Annotated in this window: 29 protein-coding genes; all 29 read left to right on the plus strand. The window is 59.4% G+C overall.

The window, feature by feature from the left end:
* The first annotated feature begins 84 nt into the window (after positions 1–84).
* The 29 genes from ACM6IQ_RS08455 to flhB all read left to right on the plus strand — a co-directional run bounded on the left by ACM6IQ_RS08455 (position 85) and on the right by flhB (position 26402).
* Positions 85–1011: a ketoacyl-ACP synthase III gene (locus tag ACM6IQ_RS08455; RefSeq protein WP_414878514.1), complete on the plus strand. Its 927-nt coding sequence runs from the start codon at positions 85–87 to the stop codon at positions 1009–1011.
* A gap of 83 nt (positions 1012–1094) precedes the next feature.
* Entirely contained in the window at positions 1095–2387 is a 1293-nt protein-coding gene (locus ACM6IQ_RS08460) for a motility associated factor glycosyltransferase family protein (protein WP_414878515.1), read from the plus strand.
* Positions 2384–2650, plus strand: coding sequence for a hypothetical protein (locus ACM6IQ_RS08465; protein WP_414878516.1), 267 nt, complete (start codon positions 2384–2386; stop codon positions 2648–2650). The genes ACM6IQ_RS08460 and ACM6IQ_RS08465 overlap by 4 nt, the downstream gene beginning before the upstream one ends.
* Before the next feature lie 254 nt (positions 2651–2904).
* Positions 2905–3750, plus strand: coding sequence for a flagellin domain-containing protein (locus tag ACM6IQ_RS08470; RefSeq protein WP_008035234.1), 846 nt, complete (start codon positions 2905–2907; stop codon positions 3748–3750).
* Between the two features lie 72 nt (positions 3751–3822).
* Positions 3823–4188, plus strand: coding sequence for a flagellar protein FlaG (locus ACM6IQ_RS08475; RefSeq protein ID WP_414878517.1), 366 nt, complete (start codon positions 3823–3825; stop codon positions 4186–4188).
* Positions 4189–4270: 82 nt separating this feature from the next.
* Positions 4271–5710 (plus strand): flagellar filament capping protein FliD, encoded by a 1440-nt coding sequence (gene fliD / locus ACM6IQ_RS08480; protein ID WP_414878518.1) that lies wholly within the window; start codon positions 4271–4273, stop codon positions 5708–5710.
* 129 nt (positions 5711–5839) lie between these two features.
* Entirely contained in the window at positions 5840–6235 is a 396-nt protein-coding gene (gene fliS, locus ACM6IQ_RS08485; protein ID WP_414878519.1) for a flagellar export chaperone FliS, read from the plus strand.
* 10 nt (positions 6236–6245) lie between these two features.
* A complete protein-coding gene (locus ACM6IQ_RS08490) occupies positions 6246–6542 on the plus strand; it encodes a hypothetical protein (RefSeq protein WP_017337176.1) in 297 nt (98 codons plus the stop codon).
* 173 nt (positions 6543–6715) lie between these two features.
* The gene (locus ACM6IQ_RS08495; protein ID WP_008044600.1) at positions 6716–8191 is read left to right on the plus strand and encodes a sigma-54 dependent transcriptional regulator; all 1476 of its coding nucleotides are present in this window, start codon (positions 6716–6718) and stop codon (positions 8189–8191) included.
* Between the two features lie 128 nt (positions 8192–8319).
* Complete coding sequence (locus tag ACM6IQ_RS08500) at positions 8320–9525, plus strand: sensor histidine kinase (protein WP_162491079.1); 1206 nt, start codon at positions 8320–8322, stop codon at positions 9523–9525.
* Positions 9526–9530: 5 nt separating this feature from the next.
* Positions 9531–10916 carry a sigma-54-dependent transcriptional regulator gene (locus ACM6IQ_RS08505; protein ID WP_017337178.1) on the plus strand — a complete coding sequence of 462 codons (1386 nt, stop codon included), beginning with the start codon at positions 9531–9533 and terminating at the stop codon, positions 10914–10916.
* A 129-nt stretch (positions 10917–11045) separates the two neighbouring features.
* Entirely contained in the window at positions 11046–11375 is a 330-nt protein-coding gene (fliE, locus tag ACM6IQ_RS08510) for a flagellar hook-basal body complex protein FliE (RefSeq protein ID WP_017337179.1), read from the plus strand.
* A gap of 15 nt (positions 11376–11390) precedes the next feature.
* Positions 11391–13175, plus strand: a complete 1785-nt coding sequence (gene fliF, locus ACM6IQ_RS08515) for a flagellar basal-body MS-ring/collar protein FliF (protein WP_017337180.1) — start codon at positions 11391–11393, stop codon at positions 13173–13175.
* Entirely contained in the window at positions 13168–14187 is a 1020-nt protein-coding gene (gene fliG, locus ACM6IQ_RS08520) for a flagellar motor switch protein FliG (RefSeq protein ID WP_003184041.1), read from the plus strand. The genes fliF and fliG overlap by 8 nt, the downstream gene beginning before the upstream one ends.
* Positions 14188–14194: 7 nt before the next feature.
* Positions 14195–14995 carry a flagellar assembly protein FliH gene (gene fliH / locus ACM6IQ_RS08525; RefSeq protein WP_414878520.1) on the plus strand — a complete coding sequence of 267 codons (801 nt, stop codon included), beginning with the start codon at positions 14195–14197 and terminating at the stop codon, positions 14993–14995.
* Positions 14985–16343 carry a flagellar protein export ATPase FliI gene (gene fliI, locus ACM6IQ_RS08530; protein WP_017337182.1) on the plus strand — a complete coding sequence of 453 codons (1359 nt, stop codon included), beginning with the start codon at positions 14985–14987 and terminating at the stop codon, positions 16341–16343. The genes fliH and fliI overlap by 11 nt, the downstream gene beginning before the upstream one ends.
* Positions 16344–16349: 6 nt before the next feature.
* The gene (gene fliJ / locus ACM6IQ_RS08535; protein ID WP_017337183.1) at positions 16350–16799 is read left to right on the plus strand and encodes a flagellar export protein FliJ; all 450 of its coding nucleotides are present in this window, start codon (positions 16350–16352) and stop codon (positions 16797–16799) included.
* Between the two features lie 145 nt (positions 16800–16944).
* Positions 16945–17250, plus strand: a complete 306-nt coding sequence (locus ACM6IQ_RS08540; protein ID WP_017337184.1) for an STAS domain-containing protein — start codon at positions 16945–16947, stop codon at positions 17248–17250.
* A gap of 5 nt (positions 17251–17255) precedes the next feature.
* Positions 17256–18962, plus strand: a complete 1707-nt coding sequence (locus ACM6IQ_RS08545) for an ATP-binding SpoIIE family protein phosphatase (RefSeq protein ID WP_414878521.1) — start codon at positions 17256–17258, stop codon at positions 18960–18962.
* Between the two features lie 30 nt (positions 18963–18992).
* The gene (locus ACM6IQ_RS08550) at positions 18993–19364 is read left to right on the plus strand and encodes an Hpt domain-containing protein (RefSeq protein ID WP_414878522.1); all 372 of its coding nucleotides are present in this window, start codon (positions 18993–18995) and stop codon (positions 19362–19364) included.
* Between the two features lie 81 nt (positions 19365–19445).
* On the plus strand, positions 19446–20798 hold the full coding sequence (locus ACM6IQ_RS08555; RefSeq protein WP_414878523.1) for a flagellar hook-length control protein FliK: 1353 nt from the start codon (positions 19446–19448) through the stop codon (positions 20796–20798).
* 208 nt (positions 20799–21006) lie between these two features.
* Entirely contained in the window at positions 21007–21507 is a 501-nt protein-coding gene (gene fliL, locus ACM6IQ_RS08560) for a flagellar basal body-associated protein FliL (protein WP_017337189.1), read from the plus strand.
* Between the two features lie 9 nt (positions 21508–21516).
* Positions 21517–22485, plus strand: a complete 969-nt coding sequence (gene fliM, locus ACM6IQ_RS08565) for a flagellar motor switch protein FliM (RefSeq protein ID WP_008024584.1) — start codon at positions 21517–21519, stop codon at positions 22483–22485.
* A gap of 68 nt (positions 22486–22553) precedes the next feature.
* Positions 22554–23012 (plus strand): flagellar motor switch protein FliN, encoded by a 459-nt coding sequence (gene fliN, locus ACM6IQ_RS08570; protein ID WP_008151080.1) that lies wholly within the window; start codon positions 22554–22556, stop codon positions 23010–23012.
* A complete protein-coding gene (gene fliO / locus ACM6IQ_RS08575) occupies positions 23013–23450 on the plus strand; it encodes a flagellar biosynthetic protein FliO (RefSeq protein ID WP_017337190.1) in 438 nt (145 codons plus the stop codon). It begins immediately after the preceding gene.
* Positions 23450–24208 (plus strand): flagellar type III secretion system pore protein FliP, encoded by a 759-nt coding sequence (fliP, locus tag ACM6IQ_RS08580; RefSeq protein ID WP_008039813.1) that lies wholly within the window; start codon positions 23450–23452, stop codon positions 24206–24208. Before fliO ends, fliP begins: the two co-directional genes overlap by 1 nt.
* A complete protein-coding gene (gene fliQ, locus ACM6IQ_RS08585) occupies positions 24205–24474 on the plus strand; it encodes a flagellar biosynthesis protein FliQ (protein ID WP_008024593.1) in 270 nt (89 codons plus the stop codon). Before fliP ends, fliQ begins: the two co-directional genes overlap by 4 nt.
* Positions 24475–24477: 3 nt before the next feature.
* A complete protein-coding gene (fliR, locus tag ACM6IQ_RS08590; RefSeq protein WP_017337191.1) occupies positions 24478–25260 on the plus strand; it encodes a flagellar biosynthetic protein FliR in 783 nt (260 codons plus the stop codon).
* A 2-nt stretch (positions 25261–25262) separates the two neighbouring features.
* Positions 25263–26402 carry a flagellar biosynthesis protein FlhB gene (gene flhB, locus ACM6IQ_RS08595; protein ID WP_017337192.1) on the plus strand — a complete coding sequence of 380 codons (1140 nt, stop codon included), beginning with the start codon at positions 25263–25265 and terminating at the stop codon, positions 26400–26402.
* Positions 26403–26443: the final 41 nt, after the last annotated feature.

Genomic DNA, 26443 nt, shown 5'->3' on the forward strand with positions numbered 1-26443 from the left:
GAGGCGATGTTTTTATCCGTTTGTCGGCGCCCCTCGAATCATTACGAGCGGTGGTATTGGGCTGTTTATTATTGGGAAGCCGTAATGATTGGCATAAAAAGCATTGCGAGCTACGTTCCTGTAGCCGGCGTGGACAATTACGCACAAGGTGCAAAATTCGAAAAGGATGAAGAGTTCATCCTGGGCAAGATCGGTTCGGCCTTCCTGCCGCGCAAAGACGCCGGTCAGGAAACCTCGGACCTGTGTGTCGAAGCAGCCAATGCGCTGTTCGCCAACAATCCCGACTTGAAGCGTGAAGACATCGACGTGCTGATCGTCGTCACCCAGAACGGCGATGAAGAAGGCCTGCCGCATACCGCCGCCATAGTCCAGGACAAACTGGGTCTGCCGACCACCGTGGCCGCGTTCGATATTTCCCTGGGCTGCTCCGGTTACGTCTACGGCATTTACGCGATCAAGGGCTTCATGGAAGCTGCGGGCTTGAAGAATGGCCTGCTGATCACTGCTGATCCGTACTCGAAAATCGTCGATCCGGAAGACCGCAACACCACCATGCTGTTTGGTGATGCCGCCACTGCCACGTGGATGGGAGAACACGCACCATGGCAATTGGGCAAGGCCAAGTTCGGCACCGACGGTTCCGGGGCGCCTCATCTGAAGGTAACCGACGGGGTGTTCTTCATGAACGGCCGACAGGTGTTCAATTTTGCACTGCTTAAAGTCCCGGCGCATTTGCACGAACTGCTGACGGATTCGCAATTGACCACTGATGATATCGATGCTTTTTGCATCCATCAGGGCAGCGCAGCGATTGTCGATGCCGTGGCGCGTCGTTTCGAAGGCGATCCGGAGAAATTCATCAAGGACATGGTCGAGACCGGCAACACGGTGTCGTCGAGCATCCCGCTGCTTCTGGAAAAACACGTGCTCGATTCCACATGGAAACGCGTGGCGTTGAGCGGTTTCGGCGTTGGCTTGTCATGGGGTTCGGCGATTATCTATCGCCCTTGATCGTTCAAAAGCCAGGCACAAAAAAAGCGTTCAAGGTGTAACCTTGAGCGCTATTTTTTTGCTCGAATAAAAAGCGAGGCTCCATGAGCGAGTTCTTTGAGCGCAACGGCGAGTTGATCCAGCGACGCTGGCCCAAGGTCTGGCATCGACTGTCGGTGGAGAACAGCGCCGCCTTGCGCGCGGATCTGGTGGAAGGCCTGGGCTCGACGTTGAGCATCAATGGCATTCAGTTGACCAGTCGCCATGATCGAACCCGCGAAGCGTTGCTTCAGGCGGGCAGTCTGCCGGTCGATAGTCCGGTGGTGCATGTCTATGGCACCGGGCTGGGTGATTTACAGCTGCAATTACTGGAGCGTACCGGGCTCGAACGGTTGTACGTGCATATTCTGAATGGCGCGGTATTTGCCCTGGTACTGCAACTGCTCGATCAACAACCGTGGCTCGGCGATTCACGGGTGGTGCTGCTGTACGCCGGCGATCTGGCGGAAATCCAGTTGCCGTACTTCGCGTTGCCTTCGGAGCTGGTGCTGGCGGACGACTTCAACGCCAAGATCCGCGACCGTTTGATCAGCGAAACCCACTTGACCTTCAATAATCGCGATTTCGCTGCCGACAATCGGGAAATTGCCGAGCGATTGCAGGCGTGTGCCGAGCGTGTTCGCGCCGATGCCGATGCAGCCGAGCTGTTTGCCTCCTGTTCCGGCAGAGAGGTGTTTGTCATTGGCACCGGGCCGAGCCTGGAACAGCACTTCGACACGCTGCGTACGCTACGGGAACAGGCGCAGCGGCCGCTGTTCATTTGCGTCGATACCGCCTACCGGCCACTTGTGGCGCATGGGATCAGACCGGATGTGGTGGTCACGATCGATCAGCGCATCTCGACGCGACATTTGCCGTGCGATGACACGAGCGATATCACGCTGGTCTACATGCCTATGGTCGATCCAGAGGTTTTGGGGGGCTGGCAGGGCAAGCGTTATGTGGCCTATTCCGCCAGTCCTGTCTACAAGGACATGCGCCAGCTATTACCCAAGGCACAACTCTTTGTCGGTGGCAGTGTGATTCATCCGGCGGTGGACCTGGCGGTACACATGGGGGCCAGCCAGATCACGCTGTTCGGTGCCGACTTTGCTTTCCCGAACAACAAGACCCACGCCGGCTGGAATGACGGTGATCTTGGGCCGCAAGTGGGCGCTGCCCGGCACTGGGTCCTTGATGGCCACGGTCGGCGGGTCAAGACGCAGCTCAATTTCCGCAGTTACTTGTGCGAGCTGGAACGGTACATCGCCGGGCATCCCGGGGTGACTTTCTATAACAGCAGTCGGGCAGGGGCGATGATCGTCGGCACGACGTTTCATCCGGAGCTTACGCGATGACTGAAGCCTCCCTGGTTGCCGAGGCGCGGCAGTGTTCTGTTTTGTTCCGTCTTGGACGGGATGTCGAAGCTGCACTGCTCATGGTCCAGATGTGCAGTGATGTGCAGTCCATGATGGGGTGTGAGAATGTCGAAGCCCAATCTCGCTGGACAGTGTTGCTCACTGACATGCTTGCCTGTCAGGAAGCGCAGGATTGGTTGGCGCTGGCTGATTATCTCGACCATGAGTTGCCCCAATTGCTGGAAGCGGCCACCGCCGGTTAAGGCTTTTTGACAATTTGCCGGTACAGGCGAGTCCTCGCTGTCCCGTTACCGGCAATTCCCTGACGTCACTTTTTTGGATTGGATTGCCGCCAAGCCCTTGTTTCATTGAGGGTGGCAGTGTGATGGCAAATTTTTTTCAAAATGCCCTAAAGCAACCTGCATTCGCGACGATAACTATTACGAAGGTTCTCTAGGCCATACCCGGCGGTTGCCAGGGCCGGAAGCCGCAGTACCCAACCAACGAGGAATTCGTCATGGCTTTGACAGTAAACACCAACACTACTTCGCTGAACGTTCAGAAAAACCTGAACCGCGCTTCCGACGCTCTTTCGACTTCGATGACTCGCCTGTCTTCCGGCCTGAAAATCAACAGCGCTAAAGACGACGCCGCCGGCCTGCAAATCGCTACCCGTATGACCTCGCAGATCCGTGGTCAGACCATGGCTATCAAAAACGCCAACGACGGTGTTTCGATCGCTCAGACCGCTGAAGGCGCTCTGCAAGAATCGTCCAACATTCTGCAACGTATGCGTGAAATCGCACTGCAATCGCGAAACGACTCCAACGGCACTGCTGACCGTACCGCTCTGGACAAAGAATACAAACAGTCCATCGACGAACTGACCCGTATTGCCAAGTCCACTAACCTGAACGGCAAGGCTCTGATCGACGGTACTGCTGGTGCGATGGAATTCCAGGTGGGTGCGGGTACTACTTCCGACAACCAGATCACCCTGACTCTGTCGACCAGCTTCGACGCCAGCGCCCTGGGCATGACCGGTACTACCATTTCCGGTACTTCCAACGCAGCCAACCACTCGGCAGTACTGTCGGCTGTATCGGCTATCGACGCTGCACTGGCGAACATCAACGCCACTCGTGCTGACCTCGGTGCTGCTCAAAACCGTTTCTCCACCACCATCTCCAACCTGCAAAACATCAACGAAAACGCCGAAGCTGCACGTAGCCGCGTACAAGATACCGACTTCGCTGCTGAAACTGCACAGCTGACCAAGCAGCAAACTCTGCAACAAGCTTCCACCGCAGTTCTGGCCCAGGCCAACCAACTGCCATCCGCTGTACTGAAACTGCTTCAGTAATAGCTGGGTGAGTTTTGGCGGGGGAGTGCGCACGCGCGCTCTCTCGCTTTTTTAGTTTAAGAGGTGATGGACATGGATATGAGCGTGAAGCTGAACTTGTCTTATCCAGCTGCGAAGCCGGCGACGAGTGTTGCTGACAAGCCGGTGGAGAAGCCTCGAGCCGATGCTGCTACAGTGGCAACGGTCAAGGACGAGCCAAAAGATGCGGTAACCGAGCAGGACAAACTGAAGATGGCCGTTCAGGAAATTGAAAAGTTCGTTCAATCGGTCAAGCGCAACCTGGAGTTCTCGATCGATGAGCCTTCAGGCAAAGTAATTGTCAAAGTGATTGCCAGCGACTCGGGTGAAGTGGTTCGCCAGATCCCCAACGAAGAAGTCCTCAAGCTGGCCAATAGTTTGAATGATGCAAGCAGTCTGCTGTTCAGCGCTAAAGTCTGACAGCTGGCATGAATTTTGTTGCTATGTTCTTTTGGGCGTTCTAATGGTCAAAAGGCCGGCGACACACTGAAGGGAGTCCCACATGGCAAGTCCAATTCTACCGGGTCTGGGGTTAGGCTCCGGGCTTGACACCGGTGCTATCGTCAAAGCCTTGGTTGATGCTGACAAAGCGGCCAAGCAGAGTCAGATCACCCGACAGACGACCACTAATACTTCGCAGATTTCCGGTATCGGGACCCTCAAGAGTGTCCTCGCGAATTTCCAGGCCGCGATCAAAAACCTCGGTAGTACCACGACCCCGCAGTTCCTGGGTTACACCGCCACGAGTTCCGATCCCAAAGTGCTGACCTCTGTCGCCAATAACTCGGCGGTCAACGGCACTTATGTCATTAAGGTCGACACTCTTGCGACCTCGTCGAAAGTGGCGACTGCTGCGTTTGCCGGTGGCCCTAGCAGTGCCATTCCGAGTGGTACGCTCAATATCACTCAAAATGGCATTACCCGACCTGTCGTCATTCCCGCGGGCGCTACGTTGCAGTCTGTACGGGATGCGATCAATACCCAGCAAGGCGCCAATGGTTTCAGTGCCAACATTATTACTGACTCCTTCGGTTCGCGTCTGGTCATGGGGTCTACCGTTACCGGTTCAGGTTCCGACATCACGCTCAGTGATATTCCCGGCCTGGAAATCACGGCGGGTCAAAAAATGGGCACCACGCCCACGGCGACGTCGGCCGGCGCCATCGGCGAGTTCGCTGTGGACGCCAAGTTCTCGGTTGACGGATTGGCGATCACCAGCAAATCCAATGCCGTGGACGGCGCTGTTTCCGGCCTGACACTGAACCTGGTGGCAGGTGGTGGTGTGACGTCCACTGTGACAGTCGGGCCTAACAGTGACGGTTTGAAGAAATCGGTCCAGGCCTTTGTCGACGCTTACAATCAGGTAGTCACCACCGTCAATACCCTGACCAAGTCTTCGCTGGACAAAGATGGCAAGCCAACCATTCCTGCGGCATTGACCGGTGACCCGCTGGCTCGGGGCCTCTTGGCGTCGATCCGTGAGCCGTTGGCCAGTACCGGTGCAGGCGACAAACTGACCGTGCTTTCGCAGTTGGGTATTACCACCAACCAGAAAACCGGCGCGCTCGATTTCGACAGTGCCAGATTCACTACGGCGATGACCACGCAGAAGCTGGGTGGTGAGATTCAGACGCTGTTTCTGGGTGACCCGACGGCAACCGGTGATGCGGCCAAGGGTTTGCTGGAACGAATGAATACGATGCTGACGCCTTATACCGTCACGGGCAGCGAAGGCATCCTTGATGCGCGTTCGGCCAGTCTGGCGAAGGTTAAAACCAACCTGGCCAGCCAGCAGGAGGCACTGGATCGCCGGATAGAAACGCTGACAGCCGTGCTGACCAAAAAGTACAACGACATGGACACGCTGGTCGGCAAGCTTAAGGCAACGGCGAGCAACATTACCTCGATGTTCGAGGCGATGAACGCACAGAAAAACGCCTGATAGCGCGCATGCGCCAAAAGCCCGGCAGCGAATTCCGCTTGTCGGGCTTTTTTTGTTTCAATCTAAAGTTTTTTGACGCCGTGTCGATACACTGGCTATACGAATCACAAAGTTTTAATGAGGTACAACATGAACCCGATGTTAGCCCTTCGGCAGTACCAGAAGATTGGCGCGCAGGCCCAGACTTCCGAAGCCAGCCCCCATCGCTTGGTGCAAATGCTCATGGAAGGTGGCCTGGATCGCATCGCTCAGGCCAAGGGTGCCATGGAGCGCAGGGATATCCCCAACAAAGGGATTTTCATTGGCAAGGCCATTGGCATCATCGGTGGCTTGCGTGAAGGTCTGGACCTGGAAAATTCCGTCGAGTCCGTAGGTGAGCTGGACAAGCTGTACACCTACATGATGAAGCGCCTGACTGAAGCCAACGTCAAAACCGATCCAAAGATTCTCGACGAAGTCGCCGATCTGCTTCGCACCGTCAAGGACGGCTGGGACGCTATCGCCGCGCCGGGTCCGCAGTTTTAAGGAGATCACCATGAGTCTTGTTTTGCAGCGAATCGAAGAAACCCGTGAAGGCCTGGTCGGTGCCCTGGCCGAGCGAAACTGGGAAGCCATTGGTGAATTGGACCTGGCTTGCCGTTCCTGCATGGAAGACGTCTTGAGTGAAGCTTCGGTGGACGAGGCCGCGTTGCGCGACAACCTTGAAGAGTTGCTGGGGGTCTATAAACAGCTTCTTGAGGCGGCGACGGGAGAGAGGCAGGCAATAGTCGATGAGATGTCGCAGATCCATCAAGCACAGAACGCAGCAAAGGTTTACCATCTGTTTGGTTAATTAATCCTAAGTTAATCCATGCCGTGTGCGCCATAAATTTGACTGTGCACGGTTTTTTGACTTAACTAGTGGCTGGTTGCAGATTTCAGGCGTCTACAGGCATAACGTGTCTGCAAGCGTCTAGCTTGCCCCCTCATTTCGGGCATTGAGTTGACTAGGGAAGTTGCTATTGCATGTGGCGTGAAACCAAAATTCTGCTGATTGATGACGATAGCGTCCGCCGCCGCGATTTGGCGGTGATTTTAAATTTTCTTGGCGAAGAAAATTTACCCTGCGGTAGCCATGACTGGCAGCAGGCTGTCGGCTCTTTGTCATCAAGTCGTGAAGTGATCTGTGTCCTCATCGGGACGGTCAATGCTCCTGGCGCACTTCCGGGCTTGTTAAAGACACTCTCTACCTGGGATGAGTTCCTTCCGGTTTTGTTAATGGGCGATAATTCTTCCGTTGACCTGCCCGAAGACCAGCGTCGGCGAGTGCTTTCGACCCTCGAAATGCCGCCCAGCTACAGCAAACTGCTCGACTCGCTGCACCGCGCCCAGGTCTATCGCGAGATGTATGACCAGGCTCGTGAGCGCGGGCGCCACCGTGAACCCAATCTTTTCCGCAGTCTTGTCGGCACCAGTCGGGCGATTCAACACGTCCGCCAGATGATGCAGCAAGTCGCCGACACCGACGCCAGCGTGTTGATCCTCGGCGAGTCCGGGACTGGCAAGGAAGTGGTCGCGCGCAACCTGCACTACCACTCCAAGCGTCGTGATGCGCCGTTTGTGCCGGTCAATTGCGGGGCGATCCCGGCCGAGTTGCTGGAAAGCGAACTGTTCGGTCACGAGAAGGGTGCCTTCACCGGGGCAATCACCAGCCGCGCCGGTCGTTTTGAGCTGGCCAACGGTGGCACGCTGTTCCTCGATGAAATCGGCGACATGCCGCTGCCGATGCAGGTCAAGTTGCTGCGCGTATTGCAGGAGCGCACTTTCGAGCGCGTGGGTAGCAACAAGACCCAGAGCGTCGATGTGCGCATCATTGCGGCGACCCACAAGAATCTCGAAAGCATGATCGAGATCGGCACCTTCCGCGAAGATCTCTACTATCGCCTGAACGTGTTCCCGATCGAGATGGCGCCGCTGCGTGAGCGCGTCGAAGACATTCCGTTGCTGATGAACGAACTGATCTCGCGCATGGAGCACGAGAAGCGTGGCTCGATCCGTTTCAACTCCGCCGCGATTATGTCGTTGTGCCGGCACGGCTGGCCGGGCAACGTCCGCGAGCTGGCGAACCTGGTGGAGCGCATGGCGATCATGCACCCGTACGGGGTCATCGGCGTCGTCGAGTTGCCGAAAAAATTCCGCTACGTCGATGATGAAGACGAGCAACTTGTCGACAGCCTGCGCAGCGATCTGGAAGAGCGGGTGGCCATCAACGGTCATACGCCGGACTTTACCGCCAATGCCATGCTGCCGCCGGAAGGCCTGGACCTGAAAGACTACCTCGGTGGTCTGGAGCAAGGCCTGATCCAGCAGGCGCTGGATGATGCCAATGGCATCGTGGCGCGCGCCGCCGAGCGACTGCGGATTCGCCGCACCACGCTGGTGGAGAAGATGCGCAAGTACGGCATGAGTCGTCGCGACGGTGATGAACAGGCGGATGATTGACGCCTGTTTTTCAAGTCGTTCATTTGTAGGCAGTTTTTTTTAGGCACGGGTATTGCTACATCCCTCGCAACGTTCCGTTTAACTGACGGTCAGCCACGCGAGAGAGCACGATGCCCCACGCCGCCCAGATGTCTCCTGTCCCTGACGCTTCGGGGCACCCGTCGTCCGTAGAGCAGGCAAGCCGGCTTGGCCTTGAGCAGGCGTTCGCGCTGTTCAATCAGATGTCGAGCCAGTTGACCGACTCCTACAGCATGCTCGAGGCACGGGTCACCGAGCTCAAGGGCGAGTTGGCGGTGGTCAGCGCTCAGCGCATGCAGGAGCTGGCAGAAAAAGAACGCCTGGCCAACCGCCTGCAAAACCTCCTCGATCTATTGCCTGGCGGCGTCATCGTCATTGACGCCCAAGGCATCGTGCGCGAAGCCAACCCTGCTGCCTGTGAATTGCTGGGGCTGCCCCTCGAAGGCGAGCTGTGGCGTCATGTCATTGCCCGTTGCTTTGCGCCGCGTGAAGACGATGGTCATGAAATCTCGCTCAAGGACGGTCGGCGCCTGTCGATCGCCACTCGCTCGCTGGATGCCGAGCCCGGCCAATTGGTGCTGCTCAACGACCTGACCGAAACCCGTCACCTGCAAGATCAACTGGCCCGCCACGAACGCCTGTCGTCACTCGGCCGCATGGTCGCGTCGCTGGCTCATCAAATCCGCACGCCCTTGTCCGCCGCGTTGCTCTACGCCAGTCATTTGACCGAGCAAGAGCTGCCGGTGGCCACGCAGCAACGTTTCGCCGGCCGCCTGAAAGAGCGCCTGCATGAGCTGGAGCATCAAGTGCGCGACATGTTGGTGTTCGCGCGCGGCGAACTGCCGCTGACTGACCGTGTCACGCCGAAGATGCTCATGCAGTCCTTGCAATCGGCCGCATTGACCCACGTGCAGGACCTGCCGATTCGCTGGCAGTGCGATAGCCATGCGGGAGAATTGCTGTGCAATCGCGACACCCTGGTCGGAGCGATCCTGAACCTGATCGAGAACGCCATCCAGGCCAGTGCCGGCGACGTCCGTTTGAAAGTTCATCTCTACAGTCGTGACAACACCCTGCGAGTCTCGGTCAGCGACAGCGGCAGCGGTATCGATGCGAAAGTGCTGGCGCGTCTCGGCGAGCCGTTCTTTACCACCAAAACCACCGGAACGGGCCTCGGTCTGACCGTGGTCAAGGCCGTGGCGCGTGCTCACCAGGGAGAATTGCAGCTGCGCTCGCGGCTGGGACGCGGCACTTGCGCGCAGGTGATTCTGCCGCTTTTTTTTGATGAAAAGCGTAGCGCTCAGGGAGCGGAGTGAAGGACATGGCAATCAAGGTTTTACTGGTCGAGGATGACCGCGCGTTACGCGAGGCGCTGGCGGATACGCTGTTGCTCGCGGGGCACGACTACAAGGCTGTCGGTTCGGCGGAGGAGGCGCTCGAGGCAGTCGGCGCCGAGACGTTCAATCTGGTGCTCAGCGACGTCAACATGCCGGGCATGGATGGTCATCAGTTGCTCGGTTTGCTGCGGGCTCGTCAGCCGCAATTGCCCGTCTTGCTGATGACGGCTCATGGCGCCGTGGAGCGCGCGGTCGATGCAATGCGTCAGGGCGCGGTGGATTATCTGGTCAAGCCGTTCGAGCCCAAGGCGCTGCTGGATCTGGTGGCGCGTCATGCGCTGGGCAGCCTCGGCGCTCCCGACAGCGAAGGGCCCGTTGCGTATGAGCCGGCCAGTGCGCAATTACTCGAATTGGCGGCGCGAGTGGCGCGCAGCGATTCCACCGTATTGATCTCCGGCGAGTCCGGGACCGGTAAGGAAGTGCTGGCGCGCTACATCCATCAGCACTCGCATCGCGCCAGTCAGCCATTCATTGCGATCAACTGCGCGGCGATTCCCGACAACATGCTTGAAGCGACGCTGTTCGGTCACGAGAAGGGCTCGTTCACCGGCGCCATCGCGGCGCAGGCCGGCAAGTTCGAGCAGGCCGACGGCGGCACCATCCTGTTGGATGAAATTTCCGAAATGCCTCTCGGCCTTCAGGCCAAGTTGCTGCGTGTGCTGCAGGAGCGCGAAGTCGAGCGAGTGGGGGCACGCAAGCCCATTGCACTGGACATTCGTGTTGTCGCGACCACCAACCGTGACCTGGCGGGTGAAGTGGCGGCAGGGCGTTTTCGTGAAGACCTCTACTATCGCCTGTCGGTATTTCCCCTGGCCTGGCGTCCATTGCGCGAGCGCACCGCCGATATCCTGCCGCTGGCCGAGCGCCTGCTGGCCAAGCACGTCAATAAAATGAAGCATGCCGCGGCGAGACTCTCGCCCGAGGCGCAGGCGTGCCTGATCGGTTACCCGTGGCCGGGCAATGTGCGAGAGCTGGACAACGCGATTCAGCGTGCCTTGATTCTGCAGCAGGGCGGTTTGATTCAGCCTCAGGATTTTTGCCTCGCCGGACCGGTTGCCTGTGCGCCCTTGCCGACATTGGCGTCGGTGCCGGTGCGGTCGATGGAGGTCGAGGCCGAATCGGCTGGGGCGCTGGGGGACGATCTGCGTCGTCGCGAATTCCAGATGATCATCGACACCCTGCGCTCTGAGCGTGGGCGCCGCAAAGAAGCGGCCGAGCGTCTGGGAATCAGTCCGCGGACGCTGCGCTACAAGCTGGCGCAAATGCGCGATGCCGGAATGGATGTGGAAGCTTATTTGTTCGCCACCTGATTCGCTGGCAAGGCAAAGCCTGGAAGGCTTTTGTTCAGGGCGGCCCCGGAGCTGGCACCCTTGTTGCTAACACCTCACTACCCGCCGAGTGAGTGTCAAAAAATTGCGGGTCGCCAATGAGAGTAGACCATGAGCCAAGGTATTGAATTTAATCGATTGATGCTGGATATGCGTTCCATGCAAATGGATGCCATGTCTGCGCCTAAATCGACTGCCGCCGTCCCTGAACTGAGTGGCAGCAGCTTTTCCGACATGCTCGGTCAGGCCGTCAATAAAGTGAACGATACACAGCAGGCGTCCAGCCAGTTGGCCAATGCCTTCGAAATCGGCAAAAGCGGCGTGGACCTTACCGATGTGATGATTTCCTCGCAGAAGGCCAGCGTGTCTTTCCAGGCGTTGACCCAAGTGCGTAACAAGCTGGTTCAGGCTTACCAAGACATCATGCAGATGCCGGTTTAAGGACGAGATTGAGTCATGGCAGAAGCAGTCGCCGATAATGTTCCGGCCAAGGCCACTCCGATAGACGGCAAACCGCCGCTGTTCGGCTTGTCCTTCCTGGAAAACCTCTCCGAGATGACCATGTTGCGTCAGGTGGGCCTGTTGGTCGGCCTGGCTGCGAGCGTGGCGATTGGCTTCGCCGTGGTGTTGTGGTCCCAGCAGCCGGACTACCGGCCTCTGTACGGCAGCCTTGCCGGTATGGACGCCAAGCAAGTCATGGATACCCTGGCGTCCGCTGACATTCCCTACACCGTAGAACCGAATTCCGGTGCCTTGCTGGTCAAGGCCGATGACTTGTCCCGTGCGCGACTCAAGCTCGCGGGCGCTGGTGTCACTCCCAGCGACGGCAACATCGGTTTCGAGATCCTCGACAAGGACCAGGGCCTCGGTACCAGCCAGTTCATGGAAGCGACCCGTTATCGTCGCGGCCTCGAGGGCGAACTGGCCCGGACCATTTCCAGCCTGAACAACGTCAAGGGTGCCCGCGTGCACCTGGCGATTCCGAAGAGTTCGGTGTTCGTTCGCGACGAGCGCAAACCAAGTGCTTCGGTTCTGGTTGAGCTGTATTCCGGCCGCTCACTGGAGCCGGGTCAGGTGCTGGCGATCATCAACCTGGTCGCGACCAGCGTGCCTGAACTCAGCAAGTCGCAGATCACCGTCGTCGATCAGAAGGGCAACCTGCTTTCGGATCAGGCGGAGAATTCCGAACTGACCATGGCCGGCAAGCAATTCGATTACAGCCGTCGCATGGAAAGCATGCTCACCCAGCGCGTGCACAACATCCTGCAACCGGTGCTGGGCAACGACCGCTATAAAGCCGAAGTCTCCGCCGACGTAGACTTCAGCGCCGTCGAGTCGACCTCCGAGCAGTTCAATCCGGACCAGCCGGCGCTGCGCAGCGAGCAGTCGGTCAACGAGCAACGTACCGCCAGCAATGGCCCGCAAGGTGTACCGGGGGCGCTGAGCAACCAGCCGCCATCACCTGCTTCGGCGCCGCAAACCACCGGTGGCGCCACCGCGCAGGCCGGCATGGTGCAGCCAGGCCAGCCACTGCTGGACGCCAATGGTCAGCAGATCATGGACCCGGCCACCGGCCAGCCGATGCTGGCGCCGTACCCGGCGGACAAGCGTCAACAATCCACCAAGAACTTTGAACTCGACCGTTCCATCAGCCACACCAAGCAACAACAAGGGCGTTTGAACCGCCTGTCGGTGTCGGTGGTGGTGGACGATCAGGTCAAGATCAACGCAGCCAACGGTGAAACCACCCGCGCACCGTGGAGCGCCGATGAGCTCGCACGCTTCACCCGTCTGGTGCAGGACGCCGTCGGCTTCGACGCCAGTCGTGGCGACAGCGTCAGTGTGATCAATATGCCGTTCTCCGCCGAGCGCGGTGAAGTGATTGCCGATATTCCGTTCTACTCCCAGCCATGGTTCTGGGACATCGTCAAACAAGTGCTGGGTGTATTGTTCATCCTGATACTGGTGTTCGGTGTGCTGCGTCCGGTGCTCAACAACATCACCAATGGCGGCAAAGGCAAGCAACTGGGCCTGGGCAGCGACGTAGAGCTCGGTGGCATGGGCGGCCTGGACGGCGAACTGGCCAACGACCGCGTCAGCCTCGGTGGCCCGACCAGCATCCTGCTGCCGAGCCCGAGCGAAGGCTATGATGCACAGTTGAACGCAATCAAGAGTCTGGTGGCAGAAGACCCGGGTCGTGTGGCCCAGGTCGTGAAAGAGTGGATTAACGCAGATGAGTGATAACCGAGCCGCTGTCGCCAAACTGTCCCGGGTTGATAAAGCCGCGATTCTGCTGCTGTCCCTGGGGTCTACCGATGCCGCGCAAGTGCTGCGCCATATGGGGCCCAAAGAGGTCCAGCGTGTGGGTGTGGCCATGGCGCAGATGGGGAACGTGCACCGCGAGCAAGTCGAACAGGTGATGAGCGAGTTCGTCGACATCGTCGGCGACCAGACCAGCCTGGGCGTCGGCTCCGACGACTACGTGCGCAAAATGCTGACCCAGGCCCTGGGCGAAGACAAGGCCAACGGCCTGATCGACCGGATCCTGCTGGGCGGCAACACCAGTGGGCTCGACAGCCTGAAGTGGATGGAGCCGCGCGCCGTCGCCGACGTGATCCGTTACGAGCACCCACAGATCCAGGCGATCGTCGTGGCGTATCTCGACCCGGACCAGGCCGGCGAAGTGCTGGGCAACTTCGACCACAAGGTACGACTGGACATCATTCTGCGGGTTTCCTCGCTGAACACCGTGCAGCCAGCGGCCCTGAAAGAACTCAACCAGATTCTCGAGAAGCAGTTCTCCGGCAACTCGAATGCCTCGCGCACCACCCTGGGTGGCATCAAGCGTGCGGCCGACATCATGAACTTCCTCGACAGCTCGATCGAAGGCCAGTTGATGGACTCGATCCGCGAAGTCGACGAAGACCTGTCCGGTCAGATCGAAGACCTCATGTTCGTGTTCAACAACCTGTCCGATGTCGACGACCGCGGAATTCAGGCGTTGCTGCGCGAAGTGTCCTCCGATGTGCTGGTTCTTGCCCTCAAGGGCTCGGACGAAGGCGTCAAGGAAAAGATCTTCAAGAACATGTCCAAACGGGCGGCCGAACTGTTGCGCGACGACCTCGAGGCCAAAGGCCCGGTGCGCGTCAGCGACGTGGAAACTGCGCAGAAAGAAATCCTCACCATTGCTCGCCGTATGGCCGAAGCCGGAGAAATCGTTCTCGGCGGGAAGGGCGGCGAAGAGATGATCTAAGGTCACTATGTCGTCCAAACATGATGAGTCCCAGACCGACCTGATCCGTGCCAAGGACGTCGGTGGTTTCGATGTCTGGTCGCTGCCCAGTTTCGACCCGCATGTCCCGGAGCCCGAGCCTGAACCTGAGCCCGAGCCGCCGGAAATGGAAGAAGTGCCGCTGGAAGAAGTCCAGCCACTGACCCTCGAAGAACTCGAAAGCATCCGTCAGGAGGCCTACAACGAAGGCTTCGCGACGGGCGAGAAAGAAGGATTTCACAGCACCACGCTCAAGGTTCGTCAGGAAGCCGAGGCCGTGCTGGCGCCGAAAGTCGCAGCACTTGAACAACTGATGGCCAACCTGTTCGAGCCTATCGCCGAGCAGGACACGCAAATCGAAAAATCCTTGGTCGACCTCGTGCAGCACATCACCAAACAGGTGATTCAGCGCGAACTGGCCATCGATTCGACGCAGATCGAACACGTCATGCGCGACGCCCTCAAGCTGTTGCCGCTGGGCGTGGGCAATGTGCGGCTGTACATCAATCCGCAGGATTTCGAACAGGTCAAAGCCCTGCGCGAGCGCCATGAAGAAACCTGGCGCATCGTCGAGGACGAAGCGTTGTTGCCTGGCGGTTGCCGGGTCGAGACTGAGCACAGTCGCATCGACGCCACGGTCGAAACCCGGATCACCAGGGTCATGGACAAGCTGTTCGATCAGTTGCACGAACAGGCCTTGCACCCGGCCGCGCCGGATCTGAGCCTGGAGCTGCCAATCGACGACAAGCCTGCCGTCGAAGTCGAACCGGAAGAACCCGATGCGCCTTGACCGCACCAGCTTCGCCAAGCGCCTGGGCGGTTACACCGAGGCCACGGAGCTGGCCGGCGCGCCGATCCTTGAAGGCCGTTTGCTGCGGATGGTCGGCTTGACCCTCGAAGCCGAAGGTTTGCGCGCGGCCATGGGCAGTCGCTGCATGGTGATCAACGACGACAGTTACCATCCGGTGCAGGTCGAAGCTGAAGTCATGGGGTTCTCCGGCAGCAAAGTCTTCCTGATGCCGGTCGGCAGCGTTGCCGGCATCGCGCCCGGCGCCCGTGTGGTGCCTATGGCTGACACCGGTCGCTTGCCAATGGGCATGAGCATGCTCGGGCGGGTGCTGGATGGCGCCGGTCGTGCGCTGGACGGCAAGGGCGGGATGAAGGCTGAAGACTGGGTGCCGATGGACGGCCCGACCATCAACCCGCTCAAGCGTCACCCGATCAGCGAGCCGCTGGACGTAGGCATTCGCTCAATCAATGGTTTGTTGACGGTCGGGCGTGGGCAGCGGCTCGGGCTGTTCGCCGGTACCGGCGTCGGCAAAAGTGTGCTGCTGGGCATGATGACCCGCTTCACCGAGGCCGACATTATCGTCGTCGGGCTGATCGGTGAGCGGGGTCGCGAAGTTAAAGAATTCATCGAGCACATCCTCGGTGAAGAAGGCCTCAAGCGTTCGGTGGTCGTGGCGTCTCCGGCGGATGATGCGCCCCTGATGCGCCTGCGCGCCGCGATGTATTGCACGCGGATTGCCGAATATTTCCGTGACAAGGGCAAGAACGTCCTGTTGCTCATGGACTCCCTGACCCGTTTCGCCCAGGCCCAGCGGGAAATCGCCCTGGCCATCGGCGAACCGCCCGCAACCAAGGGTTACCCGCCATCGGTGTTCGCCAAATTGCCGAAACTGGTGGAGCGGGCCGGTAACGCGGAGAAGGGTGGCGGTTCGATCACGGCGTTCTACACCGTGCTGTCTGAAGGTGATGACCAGCAGGATCCGATCGCCGACGCGGCGCGGGGTGTACTCGACGGGCACATCGTCCTGTCCCGGCGTCTGGCCGAGGAGGGGCATTACCCGGCCATCGATATCGAAGCGTCCATCAGCCGGGTCATGCCGTCGGTGGTGTCGCCGGAACACATGGCCCGCGCCCAGTATTTCAAACAATTATGGTCGCGCTATCAACAGAGTCGCGACCTGATCAGCGTGGGCGCCTACGTCGCCGGCGGAGACCGGGAAACCGACCTGGCGATTTCCCTGCAGCCGCAGCTGGTCAAATACCTGCGTCAAGGACTTAACGACAACATCAGCCTGGGCGAAAGCGAATCCTACCTCGGTTCGATCTTCGCGCCCGCGGCTGGCGGCTAATCGATCATGGCCCAGAGTCGGGCAGGGCGGCTGGCGCCGGTGGTCGAAATGGCCGAGAAGGCCGAGAAAACCGCCGTACAGCGTTTGGGCCATTTTCAGGGGCAGGTTCGCCTGGCTGAAAGCAAGCTCGCCGACCTTGAGGCCTTTCGTCTCGACTACCAGGAACAGTGGATCATTCGCGGCAGCAGCGGCGTTTCGGGCCAATGGTTGCTGGGCTATCAGGGCTTTCTTGCGCAACTGGGCGTCGCCATCGATCAGCAGCGGCAAAGCCTGGCGTGGCATCAGAATAATTTGAACAAGGCGCGGGACACCTGGCAGCAGGCGTTTGCCCGGGTCGAAGGCTTGCGCAAGCTGGTTCAGCGCTACGCGGATGAGGCGCGGCAGCTGGAAGACAAGCGCGAGCAGAAACTGCTGGATGAGTTGTCCCAGCGGTTACCGCGGCAGGATCCGTATTGAATCAGTGAGACCGCGTTAGCGTTCTTCGCGCGGCTTGCCCGCGAAGGGGGCCTTCAATATTCCACAACTTTCCAGCCTTGCCCCTATCCCCGCCAAGTGCTAAACCTTGTACACGTACGTTCGCCAATGACAAGGAAGCCGTTCAATGTCAGTCGTTACAGAAGTATCTCCGGATGGACAAAAGCTGACGATATCGGTCAAGGGACGATTCGATTTCGCCAAGCATCAGGAATTTCGTGAATCTTACGAAAACCTTCAGCCAAAACCCGAGTCCTTTGAAGTGAACCTGAAGGACGCCACCTACCTCGACAGTTCAGCGCTTGGCATGTTGTTGCTGCTGCGTGATCACGCCGGTGGCGAGCACGCCGAGATCAGGCTGACCCACGCCAACGCCGATGTGCGCAAGATTCTCGCCATCTCCAACTTCGAACAGATCTTCGACGTGGCGTGAAGGCCATGCAGCCGTTGTTCGAACCGCTGACGATCCTGATCGCTGAAGACAGCGCGGCTGACCGCATGCTGCTGTCGAGCATTGTCCGCCGCCAGGGCCATGAAGTGCTGACGGCCGCCAATGGCGCCGAAGCGGTCGAAGCGTTTCGCCAACAACGCCCGCAACTGGTGTTGATGGACGCCATGATGCCGGTGATGGACGGTTTTGAGGCGGCGCGGCAGATCAAGGCGCTTGCCGGGGAAACCCTGGTGCCGATCATCTTCCTGACCTCGCTGACCGAAAGCGAGGCGCTGGCCCGCTGTCTTGAGGCCGGCGGCGACGACTTTCTGGCAAAGCCCTACAACCAAGTGATCCTCGCCGCCAAAATCAAGGCGATGGACCGTTTGCGGCGGTTGCAGGCCACTGTGCTGAAGCAGCGTGATCAGATTGCCAGGCATCACGACTATCTGCTCAACGAGCAGCGTGTGGCCAAGGCCGTCTTTGATAAGGTCGCCCATTCCGGCTGCCTGAATGCCCCCAATATCCGTTACCTGCAATCGCCCTATGCGCTGTTCAACGGCGACCTGTTGCTGGCGGCATTCACCCCGGCCGGCGACATGCATGTGCTGCTCGGCGATTTCACCGGCCATGGCTTGCCAGCCGCCGTCGGGGCCATGCCGCTGGCTGAAGTCTTCTACGGCATGACCGCCAAGGGCTACGGCCTGTCGGAAACGTTGCGCGAGATGAACGCCAAGCTCAAGCGCATCCTGCCGGTGGACATGTTCTGTTGCGCAACATTGCTGTGCCTGAGTTTCCAGCGGCGTTCGGTGGAAGTCTGGAACGGTGGGATGCCGGACGGTTATCTGCACAGCATCGCCAGCGGTGAGCGCACGCCGCTGAAGGCCCGGCATTTGCCGCTTGGCGTGCTGAGTCCGCAGACCTTCGATGACCGCACCGAAGTGTTTCCGATGGCTGTCGGCGATCGGGTCTTCCTGTTGTCCGATGGCGTCATCGACACCTGCGACGCCAATGAGCAGCTGTTTGGCGTCGAGCGATTGCAACAGGTGTTTGCGGCCAACTGTCAGCCCGACCGGCTTTTCGAAGAGATCGAGCAGGCGCTGCGGGATTTTCGCGGTGAGGCCCGCGACGATGTCAGCATGGTCGAAGTCAGCCTGCTCGAAGCCGCGCAGCTGATTCCACCCGCCCTGGTCTATTCCGACAGTGGTCAGTCCTGCCCGCTGGACTGGTCGGTGAGTTTCGAGTTCCGTGCCGCGACCCTGAAGCGCTTCAATCCGCTGCCGTATCTTTTGCAATTGCTGTTGGAGGTCCATGGTTTGCGCGCGCAGAGCGGGGCGCTCTACAGTGTGCTGGCGGAGCTGTATTCCAATGCGCTGGAGCACGGCGTGCTGGGTCTGGATTCGAGCCTCAAGCGCGATGCTTCGGGTTTTACCCTCTATTATCAGCAGCGCAATGCACGTCTGGATGAGCTGCAGGACGGCTATGTGCGGGTGCATTTGCAGGTCGCACCAAAGGATGACGGCGGTTGCCTGACGATTCGGGTCGAAGACAGTGGCAAGGGTTTTGATGTCGAGCGAGTGATGGCGCGCCCCGTTGATGGCATCCGTCTGTCGGGACGTGGTATCAGTCTTATCCGCCAGTTGGGCCGCAACGCCAGATGGTCCGACGAAGGTCGAAGTGCCCGCGTGGAATTTTTCTGGGAGGCTCTGGCATAATCCGCGCATTCTTGATCAAGGAGTGAGCAAGTGGCTGACACACATCTGGACCGCGACGTACTGAGTGCGTTGCAAGCTGTCATGGAGGAGGAGTATCCGACGTTGCTGGATACTTTTCTCGCCGATTCCGAAGATCGGTTGAGTCTGTTGCGCAAGGCTGGGGGGGATGCCAAGTCGCTGGAAGAGGCCGCACACAGTTTCAAGGGCAGTTGCAGCAACATGGGCGCCCTGCGCCTCGCCGAGCTCTGCAATGAGCTCGAGCAGCGTAGCAAGAAGAGGTCTTTGGAAGGCATCGAGAAACTGGTCGGAGAAATCGACGGCGAGTTCGCTATTATCCGTCCCCTCTACGAAGCAGAGCGCCAGCGCTCTCTCACTGACAATGCGACCGTCCGGCGCTTTTAGCGCCGCTTGAGCAAAACTGGCTCAACCCTTGCACGTATCACCGCAACTGTACCTACGATCCCAGTGCAGCGGAGACCGTTCATGCCCGTTACCCCCAATATTCTTCTCCAGGCCGCCGCGCAGGCCAAGACTCAAGCCGCCTCCGCCAATACACCGGCGCTGTCCGCTGAGCCCGGGGACAAGGCGTCCAGCTTCGCTCAGGTTTACGCCACTCAGGCCCAGAACAAACCCTCTGCGGCCTCTGATGGATCGGCGAAGCCGGTGCGCGATAAAACCCCGGACAGCCCCGTAAAAACGGACGTCGGCAACGACAAGTCTGCCGCTCCGGAACCGACGGTTGCCGATAGCGGCAAATCCTTGCCCGCCGATAAACCGGCGCCGAGCGACGACAAGGCCGCCAACGAGGATGTCGCCGATACGCCAGTGGTCGACGCTGCACCGGCCGATCCAGCGCTTGATCCTTCATTGCTGCCAGAGTTGCAACCCGTTGTGGCAGCGCCAGTTGCGGAGTCGGCACCTGTTGTCGCCACTGAGCAACCCAAAGTGGAAATACCTGTCACGCCAACGGTGACGACGGCGCAGACACCTGTGGCAGCGGCGGATAGCGATTTCGATCCCGAGGCCGACCCTCTCGATGCTCTCCCGGCTGTGCGCATGGCCATGGAGCAGGGCGGTCATATTTCGGCTGCCAGCCAGGCACAGCCCAAGGCAGCGCCGACGCCGGCCCAGACCCAGGCCGATGGCGAGCCTACCTCGGCGCAGAACTTTGCCGCCGGTATGGCTGGCATGCTCGATGTGCAGGCTGACAAGGACAGTACCAGCCAGGGGGGCGAAAAAGCTTTCAGTGGGTTGATCGATGATGGCCTCAAGGATTTGAAGTCTGCCACCAGCGATACCCGCGTCGATGATTTCGCCAATCGTCTGGCTGCACTGACCCAGGCTGCCACGCCGAAAACCGCCAATGCCATACCGGTGAATCAGCCGATTGCCATGCATCAGAGCGGCTGGACCGAAGAAGTGGTGAACCGGGTCATGTACCTGTCCAGTGCCAACCTCAAGGCGGCCGATATCCAGTTGCAGCCTGCCGAACTGGGTCGCCTCGATATTCGGGTGAACATGGTGCCGGACCAGCAGACCCAGGTGACCTTCATGAGTGCGCACCCAAGCGTTCGCGAAGCGCTGGATGGCCAGATGCATCGCTTACGAGACATGTTCGCGCAACAGGGCATGGGTCAGGTAGACGTCAACGTCTCCGACCAGTCCCGTGGCTCTCAGCAAGGTCAGGACCAGGCGCAACAAAGCCAGAGCGGACGCACCAACGCCAGCGGCGGTCGTCTCGACGGCATGGATGAAGAGCTCGCGCCGACCGTTGCCGAAGTGGCGGCCAGTGCGACCAGCGTCATCGGCTCCAGCGCGGTCGACTACTACGCCTGATAAAGCGCGGTGCCTCTCAAAAGATCGCAGCCTTCGGCAGCTCCTGCAGGGTATATACCTTCAAAATGCAGGAGCTGCCGAAGGCTGCGATCTTTTGATTTTGGCTGCTGGCTGCCGCAGTCCACATACCCTCCGACACTTCTGGCATAACACTTGCTCTTGCCTTGCCGTGCGACTGTGAAAACCCGAATAGTGACGGATTATTGGCATGGCGAAGAGCGAAGCAGCAGTAAAAGACCCCGCAACCAAAGGCAAATTCAAGCTGATCATTGTGATCGTGGTGGCCCTGCTGCTGGCGATCGGCTTGTCCGTGGGGGCGACCTGGTTCTTCATGCACAGCGCCCAGAGCAAGCCTGCCGCCGCGGCTGAAGTCGCCCCGGTCGGCAAGCAGCCAGCGGTTTTCGAGCCCATGGCGCCGGCCTTCGTTGCCAACTACAACCAGAACGGCCGTCAGCGTTACATGCAGGTGAGCATCACCATGCAGGGTCGCAACCAGGCCGATCTGGAAGCGCTGAAAGTCCACATGCCGGTGATCCGCAATAACTTGGTCATGCTGTTCTCCGGACAGGATTTCGCGACGCTGGCGTCGCCGGTCGGTCAGGAAATGTTGCGTCAGAAGGCGACGGCCAGCGTCCAGGAAGTGGCGCAGAAAGAGCTCGGCAAAGTGGTCATCGAACAGTTGCTTTTCACTAATTTCGTACTGCAGTAGGAACACGACATGGCCGTGCAGGACCTGCTGTCCCAGGATGAAATCGATGCGCTGTTGCATGGCGTCGATGATGGTCTGGTACAGACCGATACCGCTGCCGAGCCCGGCAGCGTCAAAAGCTACGACCTGACCAGTCAGGACCGCATCGTCCGTGGACGCATGCCGACCCTGGAAATGATCAACGAGCGTTTCGCCCGCTACACCCGCATCAGCATGTTCAACATGCTGCGCCGCTCGGCGGACGTTGCCGTCGGTGGTGTGCAGGTGATGAAGTTCGGCGAATACGTGCACTCGCTGTACGTGCCGACCAGCCTCAACCTGGTCAAGATCAAACCGCTGCGCGGCACCGCTCTGTTCATCCTCGACGCCAAGCTGGTGTTCAAGCTGGTGGACAACTTCTTCGGCGGTGACGGACGTCACGCGAAGATCGAGGGGCGTGAGTTCACCCCCACCGAACTGCGGGTGGTGCGCATGGTGCTGGAGCAGGCCTTCGTCGATCTGAAGGAAGCCTGGCAGGCGATCATGGAAGTGAACTTCGAGTACATCAACTCGGAAGTGAACCCGGCCATGGCCAACATCGTCGGCCCAAGCGAAGCCATTGTGGTGTCGACCTTCCACATCGAACTCGATGGTGGTGGCGGTGACCTGCACGTGACCATGCCGTACTCGATGATCGAGCCGGTGCGCGAAATGCTCGACGCCGGCTTCCAGTCGGACCTCGACGATCAGGACGAGCGCTGGGTCAATGCCCTGCGCCAGGACGTGCTGGACGTTGACGTGCCGATCGGGGCCACGGTTGCCCGTCGCCAGTTGCGCCTGCGCGACATTCTGCACATGCAGCCGGGGGACATCATCCCGGTCGAGATGCCGGAAGAAATGATCATGCGCGCCAATGGCGTGCCTGCGTTCAAGGTCAAGATGGGCTCGCACAAAGGCAACCTCGCGTTGCAAGTGATCGAGCCGATCGAGCGCCGTTAAGCGGCGCTGCTCCCATTCGCTATTAACTGACGGCAGCCCGTTCAAGGGGTGCCCGCCGAGGACACATGATGGCTAACGACATGAATACCCAGGACGACCAGGCGCTGGCCGATGAATGGGCTGCGGCCCTGGAAGAAACCGGCGACGCCGGGCAGGACGATATCGATGCCTTGCTGGCCGCCGACGCCGCCAGTTCGCCGTCCAACCGTCTGCCGATGGAAGAGTTCGGCAGCGTGCCGAAAAACAACGATCCGGTCACGCTGGATGGTCCGAACCTGGATGTGATCCTCGACATCCCGGTGTCGATTTCCATGGAAGTGGGCAGCACCGACATCAACATCCGCAACCTGCTGCAGCTCAACCAGGGTTCGGTGATCGAGCTTGATCGCCTGGCCGGCGAGCCGCTGGATGTGCTGGTCAACGGCACGCTCATCGCTCACGGTGAAGTGGTGGTGGTCAACGAGAAGTTCGGCATCCGCCTGACCGACGTGATCAGCCCAAGCGAACGAATCAAGAAGCTGCGCTGAGTGAAAAAGGTTCTGGGGGTAGTGCTGGCCTTGCCGTTCAGTGTCCTGGCGGCCGAGCCCGTGGCGACTGTTGCCGCGGCACCTGCTGTCAGCAGTGGTGTGGCGGGACAATTGACGCAGCTGGTGCTTGGTTTGCTGCTGGTGCTGGGGTTGATCTTCTTCCTCGCCTGGCTGTTGCGCCGGGTCCAGCAGGCCGGGCCGGCCGGCAAGGGGCAAGTGATCGAACTGATCGGCTCCCGCGCCCTGGGCCCGCGTGACCGTTTGATGCTGGTGCAGGTTGGCAACGAGCAGATTCTGCTCGGCTTGAGCCCCGGCACCATCACTGCCTTGCATGTGCTCAAGGAGCCGGTGCAGGTGCCGGTTACCGAGAAAGCGACCCCGGAGTTTGCCCAGCGCCTGATGGAGCTGTTGGGCAAGGATCAGAAGGATAAGAAGTAATGGGTGCGCTACGCATCATCTTGACGCTGGCCCTGATGCTGGCCGCGCCGCTGGCCTTCGCCGCCGATCCGTTGTCGATCCCGGCGATCACCCTGGGCACCAATGCCCAGGGCGCCCAGGAATACTCGGTCAGCCTGCAGATCCTGCTGATCATGACCGCGCTGAGTTTCATTCCGGCGTTCGTCATGCTGATGACCAGTTTCACCCGGATCATCATCGTCTTCTCGATCCTGCGTCAGGCTCTGGGTCTGCAGCAGACGCCGTCGAACCAGATTCTCACCGGCATGGCGTTGTTCCTGACGCTGTTCATCATGGCGCCGGTGTTCGACCGGGTTAACCAGGATGCCTTGCAGCCCTATCTGGCGGAAAAACTCACCGCGCAAGATGCCGTGGCCAAGGCCCAGGTGCCGATCAAGGACTTCATGCTGGCCCAGACGCGCAGTAGCGATCTTGAGCTGTTCATGCGTCTGTCCAAGCGCACCGACATCGCTACGCCGGATCAGGCGCCACTGACCATCCTGGTGCCGGCCTTCGTCACTTCCGAATTGAAAACCGCGTTCCAGATCGGGTTCATGATCTTCATTCCGTTCCTGATCATCGACCTGGTCGTCGCCAGTGTGTTGATGGCCATGGGTATGATGATGCTTTCGCCACTGATCATTTCCCTGCCGTTCAAGATCATGCTGTTCGTGCTGGTGGATGGATGGGCGTTGATCATTGGGACGTTGGCCAGCAGCTTCGGTGGTGTCTCGCCATGACGCCGGAAGTTGCGGTAGACATCTTTCGTGAAGCGCTCTGGCTGACCACCATGATGGTTGCCGTGCTGGTGATTCCGAGTTTGCTGGTGGGTCTGTTGGTGGCCATGTTCCAGGCTGCCACTCAGATCAACGAACAGACCCTGAGCTTCCTGCCGCGCCTGCTGGTGATGCTGGTCACGCTGATCGTCGCCGGCCCGTGGCTGGTGCAGACCTTCATGGAATACATTCTGCAGTTGTACGGCAATATTCCTCGGGTCATCGGCTAAGCCATGTCACTGCTGCAGCTGACCGACACCCAGATCAGTACCTGGGTCGCTTCGTTCATATTGCCGTTGTTTCGCATCGGCGCCGTCCTGATGACCATGCCGATTTTTGGCACGACCCTGGTGCCGACCCGTGTGCGATTGTATTTCGCGCTGGCAATCACAGTGGTTGTCGTGCCGGGCCTGCCACCGATGCCGCAGGTTCATGCGCTGGATCTGAGCGCACTGCTGCTGATCGCCGAACAGATCATAATCGGCGCATTGATGGGGCTCTCGCTCCAGCTGTTTTTTCAGGCGTTTGTCGTCGCCGGGCAGATCATTTCGATTCAGATGGGTATGGGGTTCGCCTCGATGGTCGACCCCACCAACGGTGTGTCGGCGGCAGTCATCGGGCAGTTCCTGACGATGCTCGTGACCCTGCTGTTTCTCGGCATGAATGGGCATCTGGTGGTGTTCGAAGTGCTGACGGAGAGTTTCACCACGATGCCCGTCGGCAGCGCCATGCTGATCAATCACTTCTGGGAGCTGGCCAACAAGCTGGGTTGGGTGCTGGGGGCAGCGATGCTGCTGGTCATGCCGGCGATCACGGCGTTGTTGGTGGTTAACATTGCCTTCGGCGTGATGACTCGGGCGGCGCCGCAGTTGAACATTTTCTCCATCGGTTTTCCCCTGACCCTGGTGCTGGGTCTGGTGATTTTCTGGGTCGGTCTCGGCGACATTCTCAATCAGTATCAGCCCTTGGCCACCGAGGCCCTGCAGCTGTTACGTGACATGGCGCAGGCGCGCTAGCCATGGCCGAGAGCGAGAGCGGTCAGGACAAAACAGAAGACCCCACGGAGAAGCGCAAAAAGGACTCCCGGGACAAGGGCGAGATCGCCCGCTCCAAAGAGCTCAATACCCTGGCAACCATGATGGCTGGTGCCGGGGGGCTGTTGATCTATGGCGGCGGTTTGGCTCTGGATCTGCTGGAAATCATGCGCCTGAACTTTTCCCTGCCGCGGGAGGTGTTGCTGGATCCCGGGCAGATGGGGGAGTACCTGCTGCATTCAGGAAAGATTGCCCTTCTGGCGGTCCAGCCGATATTGCTGTTGCTGCTGCTGGCGGCTTTTCTGGGGCCGATTTCCCTGGGTGGCTGGCTGTTTGCCGGCAAGAGCCTTGCACCCAAATTCAGCCGGATGAACCCGGCGGCGGGGCTCAAGCGGATGTTCTCCAGTACGGCCGTGATCGAGCTGCTCAAGGCGCTGGCTAAATTTCTGCTGATCCTGTTTGTGGCTTTGTCCGTCCTGCGCTCGGACATCGATGACTTGCTGCGTATTGCCCATGAGCCGCTGGAACAGGCAATCATTCATAGCGTTCAGCTGGTGGGTTGGAGCACGTTGTGGATGGCGTGTGGGCTGATTCTGATCGCGGCGGTGGATGTTCCGGTGCAGCTTTACCAGAGCCACAAGAAACTGCTGATGACCAAGCAGGAAGTGCGCGATGAGCACAAGGATCAGGAGGGGAAGCCGGAGGTCAAGCAGCGGATTCGCCAGTTGCAGCGCGAGATGTCCCAGCGGCGGATGATGGCCGCGATTCCCGAGGCCGACGTGGTCATTACCAACCCGACGCACTACGCCGTGGCCCTCAAGTACGATGCGGAAAAAGGTGCTGCACCGGTACTGCTGGCCAAGGGTAGTGACTTCCTGGCGTTGAAAATCCGCGAGATCGCCGTGGCCAATGAGGTGTTGCTGCTGGAATCGCCGGCCCTGGCGCGTTCGATCTACTACTCCACGGAGCTGGAGCAGGAAATTCCAGGTGGGTTGTATCTGGCGGTCGCCCAGGTATTGGCCTACGTCTATCAGATCCGCCAGCACCGCGCTGGCAAGGGCAAGCGTCCTGAACCGCTCAAGGATGATTTGCCGATTCCGCCGGATCTGCGGCGCGATTCCTGATTACCTGCACTGACAGTGATGGCCCCATCGCGGGCAAGCCA

The sequence above is a fragment of the Pseudomonas sp. IT-P100 genome (assembly GCF_949767185.1).
Classification (GTDB): Bacteria; Pseudomonadota; Gammaproteobacteria; order Pseudomonadales; family Pseudomonadaceae; genus Aquipseudomonas; species Aquipseudomonas fluorescens_B.